The organism is Streptomyces africanus, from assembly GCF_030816955.1.
Taxonomy (GTDB): Bacteria; Actinomycetota; Actinomycetes; order Streptomycetales; family Streptomycetaceae; genus Streptomyces; species Streptomyces africanus.
This window is the reverse complement of record NZ_JAUSYP010000001.1, coordinates 7,491,438-7,511,398: the sequence shown is the minus strand read 5'-3', so window position 1 is coordinate 7,511,398 and position 19,961 is coordinate 7,491,438. Positions and strand designations below refer to the sequence as shown.

17 protein-coding genes, 1 tRNA gene and 1 pseudogene are annotated in these 19,961 nt (G+C 71.4%); 5 read left to right on the top strand and 14 right to left on the bottom strand.

Translation table 11 applies throughout. The annotated features are described in order from the left end of the window. Positions 1 to 85 precede the first annotated feature (85 nt). The gene (locus tag QF034_RS34470) at positions 86 to 487 is read left to right on the top strand and encodes a RidA family protein (protein ID WP_307178593.1); all 402 of its coding nucleotides are present in this window, start codon (positions 86 to 88) and stop codon (positions 485 to 487) included. A gap of 42 nt (positions 488 to 529) precedes the next feature. On the opposite strand, the gene QF034_RS34465 is transcribed toward QF034_RS34470, so the two are convergent. Together QF034_RS34465 and QF034_RS34460 are read right to left on the bottom strand one after the other, a co-directional pair. Continuing rightward, complete coding sequence (locus tag QF034_RS34465) at positions 530 to 985, bottom strand: SRPBCC family protein (RefSeq protein WP_307178592.1); 456 nt, start codon at positions 983 to 985, stop codon at positions 530 to 532. A 77-nt stretch (positions 986 to 1,062) separates the two neighbouring features. Next, positions 1,063 to 2,577, bottom strand: a complete 1,515-nt coding sequence (locus QF034_RS34460) for an ABC transporter substrate-binding protein (protein ID WP_307178591.1) — start codon at positions 2,575 to 2,577, stop codon at positions 1,063 to 1,065. Between the two features lie 108 nt (positions 2,578 to 2,685). Here QF034_RS34460 and QF034_RS34455 point away from each other — a divergent pair, with 108 nt between their 5' ends. Together QF034_RS34455 and QF034_RS34450 are read left to right on the top strand one after the other, a co-directional pair. Continuing rightward, positions 2,686 to 3,645, top strand: coding sequence for an ATP-binding protein (locus QF034_RS34455; RefSeq protein WP_307178590.1), 960 nt, complete (start codon positions 2,686 to 2,688; stop codon positions 3,643 to 3,645). Between the two features lie 21 nt (positions 3,646 to 3,666). After that, complete coding sequence (locus QF034_RS34450; protein ID WP_307178589.1) at positions 3,667 to 4,059, top strand: SCO5389 family protein; 393 nt, start codon at positions 3,667 to 3,669, stop codon at positions 4,057 to 4,059. Here QF034_RS34450 and QF034_RS34445 read toward each other — a convergent pair. The 8 genes and pseudogenes from QF034_RS34445 to QF034_RS34415 all read right to left on the bottom strand — a co-directional run bounded on the left by QF034_RS34445 (position 4,046) and on the right by QF034_RS34415 (position 12,572). Further along, positions 4,046 to 4,909, bottom strand: a complete 864-nt coding sequence (locus QF034_RS34445) for an alpha/beta fold hydrolase (RefSeq protein ID WP_307178587.1) — start codon at positions 4,907 to 4,909, stop codon at positions 4,046 to 4,048. The genes QF034_RS34450 and QF034_RS34445 overlap by 14 nt on opposite strands. A gap of 130 nt (positions 4,910 to 5,039) precedes the next feature. Then, positions 5,040 to 7,082, bottom strand: a complete 2,043-nt coding sequence (fusA, locus tag QF034_RS34440) for an elongation factor G (protein WP_307178586.1) — start codon at positions 7,080 to 7,082, stop codon at positions 5,040 to 5,042. A 337-nt stretch (positions 7,083 to 7,419) separates the two neighbouring features. Continuing rightward, positions 7,420 to 8,334 carry a YceI family protein gene (locus QF034_RS34435; RefSeq protein ID WP_307178585.1) on the bottom strand — a complete coding sequence of 305 codons (915 nt, stop codon included), beginning with the start codon at positions 8,332 to 8,334 and terminating at the stop codon, positions 7,420 to 7,422. A gap of 232 nt (positions 8,335 to 8,566) precedes the next feature. Continuing rightward, positions 8,567 to 9,018 (bottom strand): annotated as a pseudogene (gene ssuE, locus QF034_RS34430) (NADPH-dependent FMN reductase); the annotation flags it as partial. A 69-nt stretch (positions 9,019 to 9,087) separates the two neighbouring features. Continuing rightward, positions 9,088 to 10,305 carry an acyl-CoA dehydrogenase family protein gene (locus tag QF034_RS34425; protein ID WP_307178584.1) on the bottom strand — a complete coding sequence of 406 codons (1,218 nt, stop codon included), beginning with the start codon at positions 10,303 to 10,305 and terminating at the stop codon, positions 9,088 to 9,090. A 34-nt stretch (positions 10,306 to 10,339) separates the two neighbouring features. Then, positions 10,340 to 11,461: a dimethylsulfone monooxygenase SfnG gene (gene sfnG, locus QF034_RS34420; RefSeq protein WP_307178583.1), complete on the bottom strand. Its 1,122-nt coding sequence runs from the start codon at positions 11,459 to 11,461 to the stop codon at positions 10,340 to 10,342. 179 nt (positions 11,462 to 11,640) lie between these two features. Further along, entirely contained in the window at positions 11,641 to 11,718 is a 78-nt protein-coding gene (locus QF034_RS41620; RefSeq protein ID WP_370880977.1) for a putative leader peptide, read from the bottom strand. A 449-nt stretch (positions 11,719 to 12,167) separates the two neighbouring features. After that, positions 12,168 to 12,572: a type II toxin-antitoxin system PemK/MazF family toxin gene (locus QF034_RS34415; protein WP_307178582.1), complete on the bottom strand. Its 405-nt coding sequence runs from the start codon at positions 12,570 to 12,572 to the stop codon at positions 12,168 to 12,170. A gap of 90 nt (positions 12,573 to 12,662) precedes the next feature. Here QF034_RS34415 and QF034_RS34410 point away from each other — a divergent pair, with 90 nt between their 5' ends. Then, positions 12,663 to 14,000 (top strand): IS701 family transposase, encoded by a 1,338-nt coding sequence (locus QF034_RS34410; RefSeq protein ID WP_307178581.1) that lies wholly within the window; start codon positions 12,663 to 12,665, stop codon positions 13,998 to 14,000. Here the strand turns inward: QF034_RS34410 and QF034_RS34405 are convergent. The 3 genes from QF034_RS34405 to QF034_RS34395 form a co-directional block, all read right to left on the bottom strand. Then, on the bottom strand, positions 13,997 to 15,103 hold the full coding sequence (locus QF034_RS34405) for a maleylacetate reductase (RefSeq protein WP_307178580.1): 1,107 nt from the start codon (positions 15,101 to 15,103) through the stop codon (positions 13,997 to 13,999). The two genes, QF034_RS34410 and QF034_RS34405, sit on opposite strands and share 4 nt — an antisense overlap. Then, positions 15,100 to 15,969 carry an intradiol ring-cleavage dioxygenase gene (locus tag QF034_RS34400; protein WP_307178579.1) on the bottom strand — a complete coding sequence of 290 codons (870 nt, stop codon included), beginning with the start codon at positions 15,967 to 15,969 and terminating at the stop codon, positions 15,100 to 15,102. The genes QF034_RS34405 and QF034_RS34400 overlap by 4 nt, the downstream gene beginning before the upstream one ends. Positions 15,970 to 16,068: 99 nt before the next feature. Continuing rightward, complete coding sequence (locus tag QF034_RS34395) at positions 16,069 to 17,817, bottom strand: FAD-dependent oxidoreductase (protein WP_307178578.1); 1,749 nt, start codon at positions 17,815 to 17,817, stop codon at positions 16,069 to 16,071. Between the two features lie 154 nt (positions 17,818 to 17,971). Here QF034_RS34395 and QF034_RS34390 point away from each other — a divergent pair, with 154 nt between their 5' ends. After that, positions 17,972 to 19,723 (top strand): sigma-54-dependent Fis family transcriptional regulator, encoded by a 1,752-nt coding sequence (locus QF034_RS34390; protein ID WP_307178577.1) that lies wholly within the window; start codon positions 17,972 to 17,974, stop codon positions 19,721 to 19,723. Between the two features lie 115 nt (positions 19,724 to 19,838). Here QF034_RS34390 and QF034_RS34385 read toward each other — a convergent pair. Beyond that, positions 19,839 to 19,923: transfer RNA gene (locus tag QF034_RS34385), tRNA-Leu, on the bottom strand. Positions 19,924 to 19,961 lie beyond the last annotated feature (38 nt).

The window sequence follows — 19,961 nt, the reverse complement described above, 5'->3', positions numbered from 1 at the left end:
TCGGCACAGACTCTCCTACGGTTTCCGAGTAACCGCAAGAGAGCGTGGCCGCACGCTCGACAGAAGGAACGGAAGGACGACAACCATGACCGCGATCGATGTCTACGACCACGCCATCCCGGCCGAGAGCCACTTCGGCTACGCGCAGGCGATCAGGTCCGGTGATCTCATCCACGTCTCCGGACAGCTCTCGTTCGACGAGGCGGGCGGCTTCCGCCCCGAGGACGACATCGCCGCTCAGCTGGCGGGTACCTACGCCAACATCGACAAGGTGCTGGCCCACTACGGCGTCACGCGCAACCAGATCGTCTCCCAGACGCTGTACGTGGTGGACCTGGTGAAGAACGCCGACGCGGTGGCGGAGGGCAACCGGGCCTACTTCGGCGCCCACCGCCCGGTCAGCACGGCACTGGGCGTCACGGAACTCACGTTTCCGGGGCAGGCGGTCGAGATCAGCTGTGTGATCGACACGAAGCTGCCCGCCTGATCGGTTCCGGCGGGCAGCGCTGGTCAGGCAGGTGGACAGTGATCAATCCAATGGTGCCGCGAGCAGTTCCCCGAGCTTGCCGAGGCTCTGACTCCAGCCTTCCTCGTGGAGAGCCCGCCGCCGCTCCGTGGTGAAGTCACCCTGGTCCAGGACCAGTTCGGACCGCGCGGTGTCGATGTCGTGAAGTGACAGCGTCACCACCGTCTCCCGGTCCTCGGGGTCGGGATCCTCCCAGCGGAAGGTGTACGACAGGCCCACCGGGGGCTCGACCTCGATGTACTCGCCCACCAGGTGGAACAGCGCACCTTCCGGGGGCTGCATCGCGATCCGGTAGGCACCACCCGGACGGAGGTCACTCTCCACACTCGGGATGGTGAACCCGTCCGGGCCCCACCAGCGGGCCAGTTCCCGGGGGTCGGTCAGCTCTCGGAACACGACCGGGCACAATCCGTCCAGGGTGCGCTGCAGATGCAGTCTCAGGCAGCCGTCCTGTGCCATCGCGCATCACCTCCCACCGAAGGTGCCGGGCATGACCACCATGTCCAGTTTACGTTTCCCGACCGCAGACCACGATCTCAGCGACGCGTCCCGGCCCCCACCAGGGTCCGCTCGTACGGGTCGAGGAGCACGCCCCGGACCTTCGGGGAGACACCGAGGACGATCCGCTGGTGGGCCAGCGGCACGACCGCGTCCGTACCGAGGACCGCGGCCTCGGCTGCCATGGCCGCGTCCTGCCGCTCGCCCGTGCCGTCGGTCCCGTCGGCCTTCCGCACGGCCCGGTCGACCTTCTCGTCGCACAGCAGGGCCAGGTTGTAGCCGCCGTCGCAGGTGTAGTCACTGGCGAGGATGCCGACGGGGTCGCCGGTGTCCAGGAGGCTGTTGCGGGCGCCGATGAAGGCGTCGAACTTCCCCTCCAGCGCGTCGCTCTCCAGCCGTGAGTACTCGCGCACCTGCAGCTTCACCTCGAATCCGGCCTTTTCGAGCTGCTGTTGCACCACCTGGGCGACCTCGGGGAGTTCGGGCCGGTTGTCGTAGGTGGCGAGGGTGATCCGTGTGCCGTCGGGCCGGGCGGCGTCCGCGCGCCCCGTCGGCTTCACCCGCTTGCTCTCGGCCCAGGTGACGGCGGGCCCGTAGATGCCCGCGCCCGAGTCGGCGTACCCCTCGAAGACGCCCTTGACGATGACGGAGGAGTCGACCGCCGTGCGCGCGGCGGCCCGCACCTTCGGGTCCTTGAAGGGGCCGGTCCTGGTGTTGAGCTGGAGGCTGGTCGTCCGGGTGGTGCCGGCTTCCTTCAGGGTCGCCTTGTCGAGGGTGGCGGCCTGGGCGACCGGGATCGCCTCGGCGATGTCGACGTCACCGGTGCGCACCGCGTTGGCGCGCGCGGTGCCGTCCTTGACGAACCGTGCGTCGATGCCGGAGGCGTGGGCGAGGCCGCCCCAGTAGTCGTCGAAGCGGTCGAGGGTGGCGGAGCCCCCGCTGTCGACCTTGGTCATCTCGAAGGGCCCGGTGGCGGTCCCGACGGGCGTGGGGGCGCCCTTCTTCCCGTACGCCTTCGGGGAGAGGACCGCCAGGGTCGGGCTGGACAGGCGCATGGGCAGGACGGGGTCGGCCGCGCCGGTGGTGATCCGTACGCCGCGGCTGCCGTCGGCCTCGGCGTCGAGAGTGACACCGGCGAGGGCGGCGGGCACGGGCTTCGCCTCCGTGGCGCGGGTGAGCGCTGCGGCCACGGCGGACGGGGTGACGTCCGTGCCGTCCTGGAAGGTGGCCTCGCGCAGGGTGAACCGCCAGGTGCGGTCGTTCTCACGGCGCCAGGACTCGGCGAGCGCGGGGGTCGCGGCACCGTTGGCGTCCAGGGCGGTCAGGCCCTCGGTGACGCCGAGCCGGCTGAGGAGCGTGGCGTCGGCTCCGTACGGCGAGAAGTTCTCGGCGGGCGGGAAGGCGAGTGCGACGCGCAGCCGCGAGCCCGACGGCCCGCCGTCCGACGACGACTCCCCCGGCGGGGAGACGAAGCAGCCGGCCAGACCCGGGAGGAGGACGAGGGCGGCGAGGAAACGGACGGGACGCTTGATGCTCTTGACACGCACTTGCACAGCATATGCATCAAGGTGATCCCGAACGGCCCAAGCGATTTGACAGTGGTGCCGATCACTCCCTAAACCTAACCACATGACATCCATTTTCAAAAAGGTGGGACGGTCATGAGGGTCGCGTTCGTCGGCAAGGGCGGCAGCGGCAAGACCACGCTGTCGGCGCTCTTCTCCCGCCACCTGGCGTACTCCGGCGCCCCGGTCCTCGCCATCGACGGCGACATCAACCAGCACTTGGCCGAGGCGCTCGGTCCCGCGGAGGTGTCCGCCCCTCCCCTGGGCGAGCACCTGGACTCGATCAAGGACTACCTGCGCGGCACGAACCCGCGCATCACCTCCCCCGCGGCCATGATCAAGACGACCCCGCCGGGACGCGGTTCCCGCCTCCTCCGCCCGCTCGGCGACGACGAACTCCACACCCGGCACGTCGGCCGCGCGGGCGGCGTACCGCTCATGGTGACGGGCGAGTTCGACGAGTCCGACCTGGGTGTGGCCTGCTACCACTCCAAGCTGGGCGCGGTCGAGCTGTACCTCGGCCACCTAGCCGACGGCCCCGGCGAATACGTCGTGGTCGACATGACGGCGGGCGCGGACGCCTTCGCCTCGGGCCTGTTCACCCGCTTCGACCTCACCTTCCTGGTGGCGGAACCCACCCGCAAGGGCGTCTCCGTCTACCGCCAGTACCGCGACCACGCGGAACAGTTCGGCATCCGCATCGCGGTCATCGGCAACAAGGTGACCGGCGAGGACGACCTCCTCTTCCTCAAGGACCAGGTGGGGGACGACCTCCTGACCTACCTGGTCCACTCCCCCTGGGTCCGCGCGGCCGAGCAGGGCCGCACCGAGGCCGGCCTGGACGCGCTGGACTCCCTGGAGCCGCACAACCGCCACGCACTCACGATCCTCCGCGAGGCCGTCGACTCCCACCCCCGCGACTGGGACCGGCTCCACCGCCACGCCGTCGAGTTCCACCTGCGTAACGCCCGAGCGTGGGCGGACGCCCGCACGGGTGAGGACCTGGCCGCCCAGATCGACCCGGACTACGTCCCGGGCACCGGGCCCACCCCGTAACGAGATAGGACGACACTCCCCATGTCTCTCGACGTCTCCCCGAAGCTCCTCGCCGAAGCCGAGCAGGGCGACATACGCGAGGAGGACTTCGTGGACACGGTCCGCACGTCCCTCCCCTACGCCTACGACCTGATCGCCTCCCTCGCCACCGAACTCCACGACGCCCGGTCCGAGTTCACCGACAACCAGACCCCTCCCCCGTCGGAACAGGAGCGCGGCCAACTCCTGCGCGCCCTCGCCGGCGACGCGATCCGCACCAGTCTGGAACGCCACTTCGGCATCACCCTGGCCTTCCAGAACTGCCACCGCGTGGCGGCGTTCCGCCCGGGGGCCCGGGACGGCGAGACGTACGCGCGCTTCACGTCCACCCGCTCCCAGGTCCTGAACCAGTCACCGGAGTTCAGGGACTGCTGACACCGCCGCCATCGCCCAGGAAGGTCATCACGGCCGTCACGAACCGCCCCCGATCGTCCAGCCACGGAAAGTGCCCCGCCCCGCTCTGCACGACCAGTTCGGCACCCGGGAACAGCCCCGCGTACTCCTTCATCACGCGCGCAGGCCCGGCCACGTCGTACTCGCCGGCGAGGACGAGCACCGGTGAGGGAAAGGCGGCAAGGGCACTCCGGGTGTCGTCGGGGTCGAAGGCGCCGTCTGAGGCGTACAAGGCGGCGGCTTCGTCGTTGCGCTGTCGCTGCTCCGCCGCGCGGAAGGCCCGGGCCTCGTCGTCCCACCGGCCATACCAGAACGGGGCGACGGCGTCCCAGTCGCCGGCCGTCGCCCGGCCGGCCGTGATGGCTTCCAGGGACGCGTACGCCGGGGCGAACCACGGTTCGCTCCGGCGCAGGCGTGCCGTCTCCAGGCGGTCCTCGACGGTGATGCCGAGGCCGACGGCGAACACGCTGGGCGTGATCAGGGCGAGCCGGCCCACCCGGTCGGGATGGCGGGCGGTGTACAGCGCGGCGAGATTCGCACCGGCGGAGTGCGCGAGCAGGTCCAGCCGCTCCAACCTCAGTTCCTCACGCAGCGCCTCGACATCGGCGACCTGCCGGTCACAGCGGTACGACGCCGGGTCCCGCGGCACAGCCGAACTGCCGGTACCCCGGAGGTCCAGCCGGATCAGGGTGCGGTGGGCGGTCAGGCCGCCCAGGTCCCCCAGGTAGACCGAGTCCTGCATCGGGCCACCGGGAAGACAGACCAGGGGCGGCCCGCCCCCCGTCACGTGGTAGGCGAGAGTGGTGCCGTCGGGGGCGGTGAAGGTGGGCATGGGCGTGAGGTTGGCAGGAGGGGGAGGCTGGGGCAACCGGTTATCCGCCGAGGCGTCCGCCGCCCACCGTGCCGTCGTACCCGTGAGGGACAGGCCCCTCCCCGGTCCAGGGGAGGGGCCGCCCTCCGTGCTACCGCGCCGGTGTCGCGACCGGTGCCGGTGCGTAGCCCGTGGGCCGGGACGTGAAGGTGCCACGGCCCTGGGTACGGCTGCGCAACCGGGTCGCGTAGCCGAAGAGTTCGGCCAGCGGCACGGTGGCCGTGACGACCGCCGCGCCCGCGCGGGTGACCGAGCCGGTCACCCGGCCGCGCCGGGCGGCGAGGTCGCCGAGCACGCCGCCCACCGCGTCCCCGGGCACGGTCACCGTGACCTCGACGACCGGCTCCAGCAAGGCCATCGCGCAGGCGCGCAGGGCCTCGCGGAGGCCGAGGCGGCCGGCCGTGCGGAACGCCGTGTCCGAGGAGTCCTTCACATGGGTCGCCCCGTCGGTGAGCGTGACGCGCAGCCCGGTCACCGGGTGCCCGCCGAGCGGCCCCTCGGTGAGGGCGTCCCGGCAGCCGGCCTCGACCGCCCGGACGTACTCCTGCGGCACGCGTCCGCCGACGACGGCCGAGCGGAACGCGAACCCGCCCTCCTCGTACGGCTCCACGTCGAGGACGACATGGGCGAACTGGCCCGCCCCGCCGTCCTGCTTGACGTGCCGGTAGACCAGACCGGACACGCCCCGGGCGACGGTCTCGCGGTAACTGACCCGGGGGCGGCCGACGTTGACCTCCAGCCCCAGCTCGCGCCGGAGCTTCTCCACCGCCACCTCCAGGTGCAGTTCACCCATGCCCGACAGCACGGTCTGCCCGGTCTCCGGGTCGGTCCGCACGACCAGCGAGGGATCCTCCTCGGTCAGCCGGGCCAGCCCCGACGCCAGCCGGTCGGTGTCGCCGGCCCTGCGAGACTCGACCGCGACCGACACCACCGGCTCGGGCACGCCCGGCGGTTCCAGCACGAGCGGGGCGTCCGGCGCGCACAGGGTCGAGCCGGCACGGGCCGACTTGAGCCCGACGACGGCGACGATGTCCCCGGCGACCGCCCGGTCCAGCGGTGCGTGCCGGTCGGCCCGGACGCGCAGGATACGGCCGACGCGCTCGGTGCGCCGCGCGCTCGCGTCCCACAGGGTGTCTCCCTTCTCGATCGTCCCGGAGTAGATCCGCAGGTAGGTCAGCCGTCCTGTCGGGGTGGCGTGCACCTTGAAGGCGAGAGCGGCCGGTGGTGCCGCCGGATCGGCGGGCCGCTCCTGTTCGTCACCGTCGTACGTGCCTCTGACCGGCGGCACGTCCAGTGGCGACGGCAGATAGGCCACCACCGCGTCGAGCAGCGGCTCCACACCCCGGTTGCGGTACGCGGATCCGCACAGCACGACCACGCCGTCGCCGTCCCGGGTCAGGTCCCGCAGCGCCGAGGACAGGGTCCGCTCGCCGAGCGTGCCCGTGTCGCAGAACTCCTCCAGGGCGCCCGGATGGAGTTCCGCCACGGCCTCCTCCAGCGCCCGGCGGCGCGCGAGGGCCTCGTGCCGGAGGTCGTCCGGCACCGGCGCTTCCTCGACGGCGTCGCCGTCGGCCCACACCAGGGCGCGCAGTCGTACGAGGTCGACGACGCCGGTGAAGGCGTCCTGCGAGCCGATCGGCAGCTGCACGACCAGCGGGGCCGGGTGCAGCCGGTCCCTGATCGACGCGACGGCCGCGTCGAGGTCGGCACCGGCGCGGTCCATCTTGTTGACGAACGCGATCCTCGGTACGCCGTGCCGGTCGGCCTGCCGCCACACCGACTCGCTCTGCGGCTCCACCCCGGCCACCGCGTCGAACACGGCCACCGCGCCGTCGAGGACGCGCAGCGCACGCTCCACCTCGTCGGCGAAGTCGACGTGCCCCGGGGTGTCGATCAGGTTGATCCGGTGACCGTCCCAGGCGCAGCTCACCGCCGCGGCGAAGATGGTGATGCCCCGGTCCCGCTCCTGCGGATCGAAGTCGGTGACGGTCGTGCCGTCGTGGACCTCGCCGCGCTTGTGCGTGGTTCCGGTGGCGAACAGGATCCGTTCGGTGACGGTGGTCTTGCCGGCGTCGACGTGGGCGAGGATGCCGAGGTTACGGACGACGGCGAGCGGGTTGTGGTTGATGCGCACGGCCCAGGGCCTTTCGAAGCGTTCAGGAAAGGGGCAGCGCGATTACCGGGCGAGGCGGGTGTGGCGGCAAGCGCGCACAGCTCGCCGACTTCACGTCAGCAAGCTGTGCGCCATGCCCTTCAGACGTTCGTCCCGGCCATCCGGCGCCGGCCGCGCAGCGGGCACCGGAGCGACGAGGACACGAGGATCACCTCGTAGCGCGGCAGGGAGACGGTGGCAGCGGTGCGGTCACGCATGGCCGTCTCCCTTCGTCCGTCACGTCGGTGCGCCGCTCGGTCGTGGGCGGCGCCGGGTACGTGCGTGAGTGTAGGGAGGGCGGAGGGAACCGTGCCAGGGATTATTCCGGCGGGGTCGGGGTGTCGTGGGTCCGGTACATCGCCTGGACGTCCAGCTCCAGTTGGACCGTCGGACCGACCACCGCGATGCCCCGGGCCAGCATGGAACGCCAGTTGAGCGTGAAGTCCTCCCGGTGCAGTTCCGCCGTCGCCAGGGCCGCGCAGCGCAACTCCTGGCCGTAGCCGCCGTTCACGGTGCCGAGGTATGTCGTGTCCAGGGCCACCGAGCGACTGACGCCGTGCATCGTGAGGGACCCCTGCAGCGTCCACTTGCTGCCGCCCCGGTAGGCGAAGCGGGCGCTCGTGAAGTCGATGTACGGGAAGCGTTCGACGTCCAGGAAGTCGGCGGACCGCAGGTGGTTGTCGCGGGTGGTGTTGCCGGTGGTGATGCTGGAGGCGTCGATGCGGACGTGCACCCGGGAGTCGGTCATGTCCTGGGCGATCCGGATTCCGCCCTCGAAGCGTTCGAAACGGCCGTGGACATGGGCCATGCCGACGTGCTTGGCGATGAACCGGATCGCGGTGTGCGGCGGGTCGAAGAGCCAGGTACCGGGCGTCGGCAGTTGGAGGGCCTCGGCCGGCTGCAGCCAGACCCGCTCGGTGGGCGTCGGGGTGCCCGGGGTGACCTCGATCGTCTCGCGGTGCGGCCGCAGCCCCTGCGCCGAGATCAGCAGGCTGTAACGACCGGGCGGCAGCGCCGCGAGGTAGTAGCCGTACGGGTCGGTCGTCCCGCGGGCGGCCGTCCGGTGGGTGTCCAGGGCGGTGACGGTGACGTCCGCGGCCGCCAGGGGCGTGCCCATCGGGTCGACGACCTCGCGGGCCACGGCGCCGGCGCCGTCGGGAAGGGGGAGGGCGAGGCCCGCCGCTGCGGCGGGGTTGCTCTTGAGCCACCGGCGCCGGAGCAGTGCGAGGGCCATGGTGGTCACCTTTCTTCGGGTGTGCGGCCACACGGGCAGCGATTCAGCGCACGCCGACGGCCGCACCTTGCTGCGGTCACACCCCCTTGTCGATCTTGACATGCCCGGCTTCGGTACAGGTGTCTCAATACGAGACAGTCGGGACTGTCCCGTGAAGCCCTTGAATACGTCCGCGTGCTGGGCGGCCCACGGAGTGCCTGTGTCGCCGGCGATGACTTTCGCGGTCACGGTGTCAGCCCGCCGCTGCCAGCAGGGGGGCGCGGCCCAGGGCAGTCGAGAACTGGTCGAGAACCTGGGTGAGGGCCCGGATCGCGGTCGGGGCGACGGTGAGGGTGCCGTCATCGTGGGCGGTGATGTCCTTGTCGAGGGTGAACCAGCCCTGCACGATGTGGGCCGCGCCCATCGAGCTGAGCACCGGGCGCAGGCGTAGTCGATGGCCAGCACGTGGGCCGTCGTACCGCCGGTCGCCAGCGGCAGGACGGTCTTTCCGGCGAGGGCGTACTGCGGGAGCAGGTCGAGGAGCGCCTTGAGGACGCCGGAGTAGGCCGCCTTGTAGACGGGGGTGGCGATAACGACGCCGTCGGCGCGCTCGAAGAGCTCGGTGGCCTCGATGATCGCGGGGTGCCGGAAGTCGGCGCCGAGCAGCGCCTCGGCGGGGATGGTGCGGACGTCGAGGGGGATCACCGGTGGCCATGGGGCCTTTTTCGGGGAGGCCCGGGGCGCCCGCGGATGACGGGCCCCCGGGGCGGGTGGTCAGGAGTACCAGGTGGGCTGGGGCAGTTCCCCTTCGAGGACCCAGCGGCCGACCTCGCGTCGCTTGTAGGCGACCGGGTCGTGCAGGGTGTGGGTGCGCACGTTGCGCCAGAAGCGGTCCAGGCCTTCGGCGGCGGTGGTGGAGCGGGCGCCGGTCACCTCGAAGATCTTGTTGGAGATCTCCAGGGCGACGTCGGTGGCGCGGGCCTTCACGGCGGCCACCCGTACCTCGAAGTCGCCGCGGATCTGCTCGGTGACCGCGTCGGGATCGTCGTGCAGCTTCTGCCCCTCGGCGGCGACGGCGTCGGCGAGGGCCTCCACCGCCCAGAGCTTCGCGGTGAGGTCGCCGTAGATGTCGATGACGTACGGCTCGTCGACCGCGCGGTCGTGGCCGCCGTGCAGCCAGGGGCGCGTCCTGGACCGGGTGTAGGTGGCGGCCGTCTCCAGAGCGCCGCCCGCGATGCCGAGGTAGAAGTTGACGAAGACCAGCTGGATGGTGGGGACGTTGAGCGTGTTGTAGGTGCGGGGCTGGAACTGCTTGTCGACGTATCCGGCCGCCGAGGACCAGGGCGTACGGACGCCGTCGATCGTGACGCTGCCGCTCTCGGTGAGCCGCTGGCCGATGTTGTCCCAGTCGTCGTGGAAGGTCAGGCCCTCGCTGTCGGACGGCACGATGGCGAAGACGTGCTGGTCGGTGCCCTCCAGGACGCCTTCCAGGACGGTGACGTCGGAGACCTTGCTGCCGGTGGAGAAGGTTTTGCGACCGGTGAAGACCAGGTCGTCGCCGTCCTCGGTGACGACCACGTCCTTGTCGCGGGGGTTGACGGCCCCGCCGAAGAACCAGCGGTTGCGGGCGGCCTCCGCCTCGACGTGCTCCCACTGCTCGCGGGTGCCGACCAGACGAGCGGCCCAGTTCCACAGGTAGTGGTAGCCGAGGAGCTGGCCGATGGAACCGTCGGCCTTGGCGACCTCGCGGACCACCCGGTAGGCGGTCGGCCAGTCCTGACCCGCGCCGCCGTGCTCCGTGGGGCCGAGCAGAGTGACCAGACCGGAGTCCTTCAGGAGCTGGACCTCGGCGTACGGGGTGGCGCCCGCTCGGTCGCGGGCGGCGGCGTCGGTGGCGAGGACGGCGGCCACCTCGGCGGCACGCGCGATCCAGTCCTCGGCGGTCTTCGGGGCGGGACGGGTCTGCCAGTCGGCGGGGGTGACGGTGCTCATGGGTGTCGGACCTTTCGTGGTGCGGCGCGGACGGTCAGGCGTGGGATGCGGCGAACTCGGGCTCTGCTTCGGGGAGTTGTGCCTCAAGCTCGCGTACGAGCGGCAGCACCCGCTTGCCGAAGTACTCGACCTCCTCGTGGTAGTGCAGGAAGCCGAGGAGCAGGAGGTCGACGCCGAGCTTCTTGTAGGCGACGATCCGCTCGGCGATCTGCTCCGGGGTGCCGATCAGGCCGGTGCGGAAGCCGTCGTTGTACTGGACCAGGTCCTCGAAGCCGGAGTCCTGCCACATGCCCTTGCCGTCGCCGGTGGACTGGCCGGCCTGTTTGACGGCGGCGCCGAAGCCCTCGACGGCCTCGGAGTCGGCCCGGGCGACGATCTCGCGGAGGGTCTCGCGGGCCTCGGCCTCGCTGTCGCGGGCGATGAGGAAGCCGTTGAGGCCGAACTTCGGGGGTGTACGGCCCGCTTCTGCCGCGGACCTGCGGACGTCCGCGATCTGCTCGGTCACCCCCTCGAAGTCCTTACCGTTGGAGAAGTACCAGTCGGAGACCCGGCCCGCCATGGCGCGGGCGGCGGTGGAGTTGCCGCCCTGGAAGATCTCCGGATGCGGGCGCTCGGGGGTGTTGAGGGGCTTGGGCTTGAGGGAGAAGTCACGCAACCGGTAGAAGTCACCGGCGAGTTCGGTGTGGTCCTCGGTCCAGATCTGGCGCAGGGCTCGGATGAACTCCTCGGAGCGGCGGTAGCGCTCGTCGTGCTCCAGCCAGGGCTCACCGAGGGCGGTGAACTCGCCCTTGAACCAGCCGGAGACGACGTTGACGGCGAAGCGGCCCTTCGACAGATGGTCGGCGGTGGCGCCCAGCTTCGCGAGCACGCCCGGGTGCCACAGACCGGGGTGGACGGCGGCGATGACCTTCAGCCGCTCGGTGGCGAGCAGCAGGGCGAGGCTGAAGCTGGTCGACTCATGCTGGTACTCGGCACCGTAGCTGGCCATGTAGCGGACCTGGCTGAGGGCGTAGTCAAAGCCGTTGTTCTCGGCGAGGACGGCCAGTTCACGGTTGTAGTCGTATCCCCAGTCGGTGCGCTGCTCGATCCTGCTGGTGACCAGGCCGCCGCTGACGTTGGGGACCCAATAGGCGAATTTCAGGGGGGCTGCGGGCATGCGGAACTCCTGTTGCGGAATGCGCGCTTTCGGGAACGCCGAATGGAATGGGCGGGAAATACCGCGGGACACAGGGGGCGGTCGCTGGATTCCGGCCTGGATTCAGGCGGCGTAACGGGACACGCGCAGGCTGCTGCCCCGGTCAGGGGGACAGCGCGGGTGCGCGGGAAGGGGGCGGATCAGACCGCGCGGCAACAAGAGGCGCTGGAGACACGCGCGAGGTCGACATGGCGTCGCCGCGTGAGGTCCAGTGGCATCTTCATGTCGTCGATGGTGGCGGCCGGCGGTGAGGGCCGTCAAGGAATACCCGACCGGTCTCGTATCCCGGACCATTGAATTTCACGAACGTGCGACAGGGAAACCCTTGAACGGGCTCTGGAATCACCCGCATTCTGCCGAGTGGCGCTCGAGAGCTGCCGTGCGCATCGAACAGCTGGAACACATCGCCGCGGTCACCCGCGCCCCGTCCGGCTCGGACAACCCCTGCACTGGCACCGCCACGCCCGGGAAGCACCAGGCTGTTCGCCACACAACGATCCAGGACACTCTCGTCCTCACTTCCGCAGGCACCCCTGGGAACAGATCATCTAGTACTCCAGCCGTAGTTCGTGATCTCGATCGTGAGGGGCGCCGAGGAGGCAGGTGGCAGCGTCGATCATCTGGACGAGACCGACCACGCCGTCGCGGGCGTCCGTTCCTTCTCCGCCTACGCGAGTCCACCGAGACGGAGGGCGTTCCTTATCTCGCTGAGCTTCGCGGTCGTCGCCGGGGTCCACTCCTTCGCCTGCTCACCGAGACGGAGGGCGTTCTCAATCTCGCTGAGTTTCGCGGAGGACAGAACGCCCGCTCGCTCGATCAGGTCGTCCCGGGACACTGTGGTCAGCCACGTGCAAGGGGTAAAGCCCGGACGCGGGAACGCGAACCGCAGCACCCCTTCAAAGGGCAGTCCTTCCACGGCGCCTACTGCCACTTCGACGCCCAGGCCGGTGATGTCGACACCCGCTGGAGCAACGACCTGCATTACCCGGATCCCGGACGCGTCGTCTCCCGACAGCAGTACGACCGGCCGCCGCTCGTCGAACTCCACCCACCAGACTTCGCCACGTTGCACATGTCCTCCTGACACAAGAACGGCGGGCGGCCGCTGCGCGACCCTGACGCGCTGTGGAGACGGGTGCGGCCACCCGTTGATCATCGGTGTGTGAAGACAAACGATCACGCGGTGGCCGCAGGTCACAGCGTAGACCCTGCCCGCTGGCAGGAGGCGTTCGAGGGCCTGATGAGCCGGATAGCTGGACGGTTCACGCGGGTCGAACCCCGGCGCCGGGCACGGCAGTTGGTGCTCGGGCTGCTGTCGGACCTGCCGCGCAAGAACTGCTGGACCATCGCCGAATGGGCCGGGGAGAGGACCCCGGACGGCATGCAGCATCTGCTGGGGCGGGCCAAGTGGGACGCCGACCGGGTCCGCGACGATGTGTGTGACTACGTGGTGGACCACCTGCACGACGACCAGGCGGGACTGGTGGTTGACGAGACCGGGGACGTGAAGAAGGGCACCGACACGGTCGGCGTCCAGCGCCAGTACACCGGCACCCGCGGGCAGGATCGAAAATGCCCAGGTCGCCGTCTACCTGGTCTACGCCGGCCGGCGCGTCACGCGGCAGTGGACGGGGAACTGTACGTCCCGCGTTCATGGACCTCCGACCCTGACCGCTGCCGGGATGCCGGACTCGACCAGGACACCGCCTTCGCCACCAAGCCGGTACTGGCCACTCGTATGGTTGCCCGGTTCCCGGACGCCGGCCACCAGGCCGCATGGGTTGCCGGCGACGAGATCTACGGCGGCAACCTCAAGCTGCGAACCGCACTGGAGGAACGCGGCACCGGCTACGTCCTCGCGGTGGCCCGCTCGCACGAAGTCACCACCGGAGCGGGGAAGTTCCGTGCGGACATCTTAGCCAAGAAGGTGCCCAAGCGGGCCTGGCAGAAGCTCTCCGCAGGGGCCGGGGCCAAGGGCCACCGCTTCTACAACTGGGCAGTCATCGACCTCGCCGACCCCTGCCCCGGGAGTCGTCAGCTACTGATCCGCCGTAACCGCAGCACCGGCGAACTCGCCTACTACCGCTGCTACTCGCCCGCGTCCGTGCCGCTGACCGTACTGGTCCAAGTCGCTGGATCAAGATGGCGGGTGGAGGAGTTCTTCCAGTCGGGCAAGGGCCTGGCCGCACTCGACGAGCACCAGGTCCGCCGCTATACCTCCTGGTCCCGCTGGGCCACCCTCGCCATGCTCGCGCACGCCTTCCTCGCCGTCGTACGCGCAGACGAGCACACCCGCCCCGCACCCGATGCCCTCATTCCGCTCACCTGCAACGAGATCCAGCGCCTGTTCATCACCCTCGTCGTCCGACCCGTCCACGACACAGCCCACCGGCTCGGTTGGTCCGACTGGCCCGCCGCCACCAGGCCCGATCCCAGGTCAGCCACTACCGGCAACAAGCCACTCAGCATGAAGATCACGATCTACGGCTTGGAGTACTAGGCGGGCGTGTGGTCACCTTCTGTCCGCAGGCCTGGCTCAGGCGGGCCTCCTTCGTAGGCCGCGCGCAGTACGCCCCGAACCCCCTGCGGCGTCACCTCGCGCGGGTTGGCGTACGGCTCGCCCGCGGCCCGGTCCGCCGCCGGTGTCACGTCGCCTTCCGCGAGGCCCAGTTCGGCGAGGGAGCGCGGTGCTCCGAGGCTCCCGGCCAGTTCCCACAGGGCGCGGGGCGGGTCGTCGGCGCCGAGGGCCCGGCGCAGTACGGCCAGCGCCTGCGGGGCGGCGGGGGCGTTGTGGGCGAGGACGTACGGCAGGACGACGGTGTGCGTCTCGGCGTGCGGCAGTCCGAACGTGCCGCCCAGTACGTGGCACACCTTGTGGTGCAACCCCATCGTGGTCGAGCCGAGGCACGAGCCGCACAGCCAGGCCGCGTACAGCGCCCGGCTGCGCGCGTCCAGGTCCTTCGGGTCGGCGGCCAGCCGCGGCAGTGCCTCGGCCATGGCGCGCACTCCCTCCTCGGCCATGACCGTGACCAGGGGCGACCTGTCCGGGGCGTACAGCGCCTCGACGGCGTGCGCGAGCGCGTTGACGCCGCTGGTCACGGTGAGCGGCACGGGCAGGGAGAGGGTGAGCCGGGGGTCGTAGACGACGCTGCGGGGCTGGACGACCGGGTCGCGGCCGGTGCGCTTGGCGCCGCGCTCGGTCAGGCCCCACACGGGGGTCATCTCGGAACCCGAGTAGGTCGAGGGCACGGCGATCAGCGGCAGTCCGGTGCGCAGGGCGATCGCCTTGCCGAGCCCGATCGCGGAGCCGCCGCCGACCGCGACGCAGCCGTCCGCCCCGGCCGCCCGCACCGCCGCGACGGCCCGGTCGGCGTCCTCGACGGGTACGTGCATCCGGGCCTCGTCGTGCACTCCCACGCAGGTGTCGCCGAGCGCGTCCGCGACCGTCCGGGCGACGGTTTCACCCCGGCTGCCGCAGACCACGAGCAGCCGCCGCAGGCCCAGGCGTGCGGCCTCGCCCGGGGTCGCGGTGACGGCCGCGCCGGGCCGGAAGACGACCCTCACGGGCCGGGTCTCGTACGAGAAGTCGCTTTGGAACGTCATGACGCACGCTCCAGTACGAGGTCGAAGCGGGCATGCCGCAAGGGGTTCGGCACGCCGAACTCCCGGGCGAGGGACGGGTCGTCGGTCTCCGCGAAGTCCTGGACCAGGCTCTCCTTCACGGCGAACACCGCGTCGGAGTCGAGGTAGTCGCCGCCGGCCACGAAGATGTGCGTGGTGACGGGCGTGTGTCCCTCGGCCGTGGCGATGAAGTGGATGTGCGCGGGGCGATAGGGGTGCCGCCCGGTCGCCCGCAGCAGCCCGCCCACGGGGCCGTCGGTGGGGATCGGATACGGCGCCGGGACACAGGTGCGGAACCAGAAGCGGCCCTCGGTGCCGGCGGTGAACAGCCCGCGTCCGTTGCCGGCCGGCTGGGCGCCGGGCTGCTGGACGTCGTAGAAGCCCTTGTCGTCGGCCTGCCAGACGTCGACGAGGGCGCCGGGCAGCGGGGTGCCGTCCTCGGACAGCACCCGGCCGCTGACCACGCACGGTTCGCCGCCGCCCACGAGGTCGATGTCGTCGCCGAGGGCGCGGACCGGCGACTCGGTCATGTGGAAGGGGCCGAGCACGGTCGACTCGGTGGCGCCGGGCGCGCGGTGGCCGTTGACGGTCTCCACGAGCATCGACAGCCCGAGCACGTCCGACAGCAGAATGAACTCCTGCCGGGTATCGGTGCAGGCCTGCCCGGTCGCCGTCAGAAAGGCGATCGCCCGCTCCCATTCCTCCTGGGTCAGCCGGGTCTCGCGCGCGAAGTCGTGCAGATGGCGGACGAGGCCGGTGAGCAGCTCGCGCAGCCGTGGGTCGGTGGTCCCACGGAGACTGGTGAGGGCCTGCTCGGTGACGCCGGCCCCGGTCGCTTCGGTGGTCATCCCGGCTCCTCGTCGTCGACGTCCGTCGCTTCCAGTGGTTCCGTCGCTTCCAGCGGTTCCGTTGCTTCCAGCGGTTCCGTTGCTTCCATGATTGCGCGCTCAGGCGTGGCCGAGGATGGTCCGCAACGCGTCCGCGAGCAGTTCGCCGGCGTCCGGTGCGGCGGACGCGTGCCGGAAGGCGACGAAACCGTCGGGGCGCACGAGCAGGGCACCCCCGTCGGAGATCTCGCTCAGGCGCGCCCAGTCCCCGTACGGGTCCTCGTACTCCCGCCCGGGCCCGATCACCACGGTGGCGATCTCCACCTCCTGGGCCCCGGCCGCCCGCACCCAGTCCTCTCCCCCGATGCCGGTCAGCAGGGTGAAGCGGCCCCGGCCGACCGTGTCGAGGGTGGAGAGCATGCGGGAGCCGGAGGTGATCCAGGCGTGCGGGAGCCGGGCGCCTGGGCGGGAGGACGGCTGGTGGTGCAGCTCGGGGTCGCGGGGGAAGCCGGGGTCGGGCGTGCCGTCCGGGACGATCGCGGCTGAGCTTTCGGCGGGATAGCGCTGGTTGAGGTCGACGCCGTGCGCGTTGAACTCGTACGCCTTGAAGGCGATCGCCTCCCGCAGCTCGGCGCGCTGTTTCTCGGCGGCCGCGGTGGCGTCCTTGCGGGCGGCGATGTTCGCCCAGAGCTGCTCGGGGGTCTGCGGGGCGAGCCCGTCGAGGGCCTCGAAGACCGGGGCGGTCTCGCGGATGGACCGGTTGGCGCGGGTGACGATCTGCCGGCCGATGGGCGCGCGCTCGGCGGTGTAGCTGTCGAGCAGCCTGGGGTGGGCGGTGCCGTCGAGGACGAGCTTGAGCTTCCAGGCCAGGTTGTAGGCGTCCTGGATGGAGGTGTTGGAGCCGAGGCCGTTGGACGGGGGGTGCCGGTGCACGGCGTCGCCGGCGCAGAAGACGCGGCCGTTCGCGTAGCTCTCCGCGTACATCTCGTTGACGGTCCAGGCGGAGGACGACTTGACGGTCACGGGGATGTCGTCGTCGCCGACGAGCTTGCGTACGACGGATTCGGCGTACTCGGTGGTCAGGTCCGGGGCGCCCGCGGTGACGTCGTAGCCCCACACGATCAGCCACTCGGTCCAGGGGCGGACACAGCGCACCAGGCCGGCGCCGATGCCGCCGACCGTCGCGCCGGGTGCGAGGACCCAGTACAGCGTGGCCGGGCGGTGGGCGGTGTACTGGGTCAGGTCCGCCTCGAAGACGATGTTGATGCTGCCGGCCACGCCCATCTGGCCGCCCATCGGCAGCCCGGCGTCCGCGGCGACCCTGGAGCGTCCGCCGTCGGCGCCGATCAGGTACTTGGCGCGGATCTCGTACGTGTCCCCGCGCAGCCGGTCGCGGACGGTGGCCGTGACGCCGTCGGCGTCCTGGGTGTGGGAGAGGTACTCGTTCTGGAAGCGGAGCCGGGTGCCGCGGGCGACGGCCGCGTTCACGAGGACCGGCTCCATGAGGTGCTGTGGCATGTCGCACATGCGGGTGGGGCTGGCGAGTTCGTGTTCCGCCTGTACGAGCGGGTCGTTGCCCCAGGAGCGCACCCGGCCCAGTTCCTCGCCCGCCAGGCTGGTGCAGAACGTGGTGTTGCCCATCAGGTGCTGCGGGGTGGCCTGCGCGACGACCTCCTGTTCCACGCCGAGGTCGCGCAGCACCTCCATGGTGCGCTGGTTGGTGATGTGCGCGCGGGGCGTGTCGGCGAGGCTCGCGTAGCGGGTCACGACGATGTTCGGCACGCCGTAGGTGCTCAGGGCGAGCGCGGCCGAGGCACCGGCGGGGCCGCTGCCCACGATCAGGACGTCGGTCTCGACGACGGTGGACACGGGGCGCTCCTGCGGGGGTACGGGGCGGACATCGAGCGTCCATGATCATGGAGCGGTTCGGGTGGGCGCGGGTGTCTCATTACGAGACACCCGTTGTTGCCCGTCGTCTCCCGTTGTTGCCCGTTCAACCGCACCCGCTACGGTGTTGCATGCCGTGACCACGACCGAGCCTTCTCCCGCAGCCACCGCCCGGCCCTCGCTGCGTCTCGCCCGCAAGCGGTTCCTGTCGGGGGGTCCGCTGCCCGGCGGTGTTCCGGAGGAGGTCGTCGCGGCGTGGCGGCGAGCGCGGTTCTTCGGTGTGCCGCACGACTTGAAGGAGCCGGCCGTCGCTCCCTCCCGGCCGGTGGACTCGGCGCTGCTCGGTGCCGCCCGGCCGGTGCTCGACCGGATCGTCCCGGCCCTGGACACGGACCGGTCCCTCCTCGTCCTGACCGACGAGCGGCTGCGTGTGCTGTGGAGCGCGGGGGGCGTACCCGGGCTCGATCCGTGCCCCGTGCTGTCGGAGCAGGAGGTCGGCAACAACAGTGCGGCTCTCGCCCTGCGCACCCGGCGCCGGGCCGAGGTGCACGGGCCCGAGCACTACCTCGACCGGTGGCAGGAGGTGTCCGCCGTGAGCGTCCCGGTTTTCGACCCGGAGGGCGGCCGGGTCGTCGGCACGCTGACCGTCGCGTCGCGGTTGTGCGCCGTACGTTCGCCGCATCCGCAGGCGGCCCTGGCCGAGGCGGCGGCCACTGCCGTCGACACGGAGCTGCGGGCGCGGGCGGGGCGGGTCGAGCGGGTGTTGCTGGACGCGTATCTGCGGGCCGGGCAGGATCGGGCCGTGGCCGCCCTCGACGGTCGCAACCGGCTGATCAGCGCTGCGGCGCAACGATTGCTGACGCCGGAGGTGCTGGCGGCGCTGGAGCGTACGGCGGTCAGCGCGCGGCACGCGGACGGTACGGATCCAGCGGCGTCGCCCGAGGCGGCGGTGGTGTCCGGGCCCGTGGAGTTGCCGGAGGGGGCCGGGTGCACCGCACGGATCACCCCGGTGCGTCTGGACGGCACGGTCGTGGGAGTCGTCGCCGTCCTGGAACCGCTCGACGCTGCGCCGCTCCCGGTGCCGGGCTCGCCCGCGCCATCGGTCGCTCTGACCGGCTCCTCGGTCCCGTGGCGCCACGTCGTCGCGCGTGCGGCCGAGCTGGCGCGCTCCCGCCGGCCGCTGCTGCTGATCGGCGAGCGGGGCGCGGGAAAGTCCGCCCTGGCCCGGGAACTGCTGGGGCCGGGCCCCGTCCAGGAGGCGGACGCCGCTCGGGACGCCGGGCTGGCACAGGCCCTGCCCACCCCCTGGCCGGCCGATCGCCCGCTGCTGCTCCGGCACGCCGAGCGTCTCGCGCAGCCCGGCGTGGCCGCGCTCAACTCCCTGCTCGACACCCACCCGGACACCCGGCTGCTGGTCACCTACACGCCCGGCGCGCCGGTCGGCCCCTGTCTCCAGCGTCTGCTGGACAAACTGTCCGCCCGCTCGGTGACCCTGCCCCCGCTGCGGGAACGCACCGAGGACATACGGGAGCTGCTGCCCGCCCTGGCGCCCCGGCCGGCCCCCGGGCAGCCGCCGCTGACCTGGACACTGGACGCCCTGCGTGCGCTGGAGCGGTACCCGTGGCCCGGGAACGTCACCGAGCTGGCCCACGTCGTCCGGGCCCTCGCGGAGCACCGCCGGATGTCGGGGCCGGTCCGCCGGGCGGAGCTGCCGGACGCCGTGCGGGAAGGCCCGGCCGTGCGCCCTCTCAGCCCGATGGAGCACGCCGAGCGCGCCGCGATCCTCGAAGCTCTGCGCCTGCACGGTGGCAACAAGGCCCGGGCGGCGGCCGCGCTGGGGATCGGCCGGGCGACGCTGTACCGCAAACTGCGGGGCTACCGGGTCTGAGGGGGCCGCCCCACCCAGCGCCCGCGGAGAGTCGCGGCACCCCAGGAACACAGAAAAGGTGCCGACCAGAACTGGCCGGCACCTCTCGTGCACCGAAGTCGTGCACCGAAGCAAGTGTCCGAGGGGGGACTTGAACCCCCACGCCCGATAAAGGGCACTAGCACCTCAAGCTAGCGCGTCTGCCATTCCGCCACCCGGACCAGGTGTCTGCCGCCTTGCCAGGGCTCTGCCCGGCGGC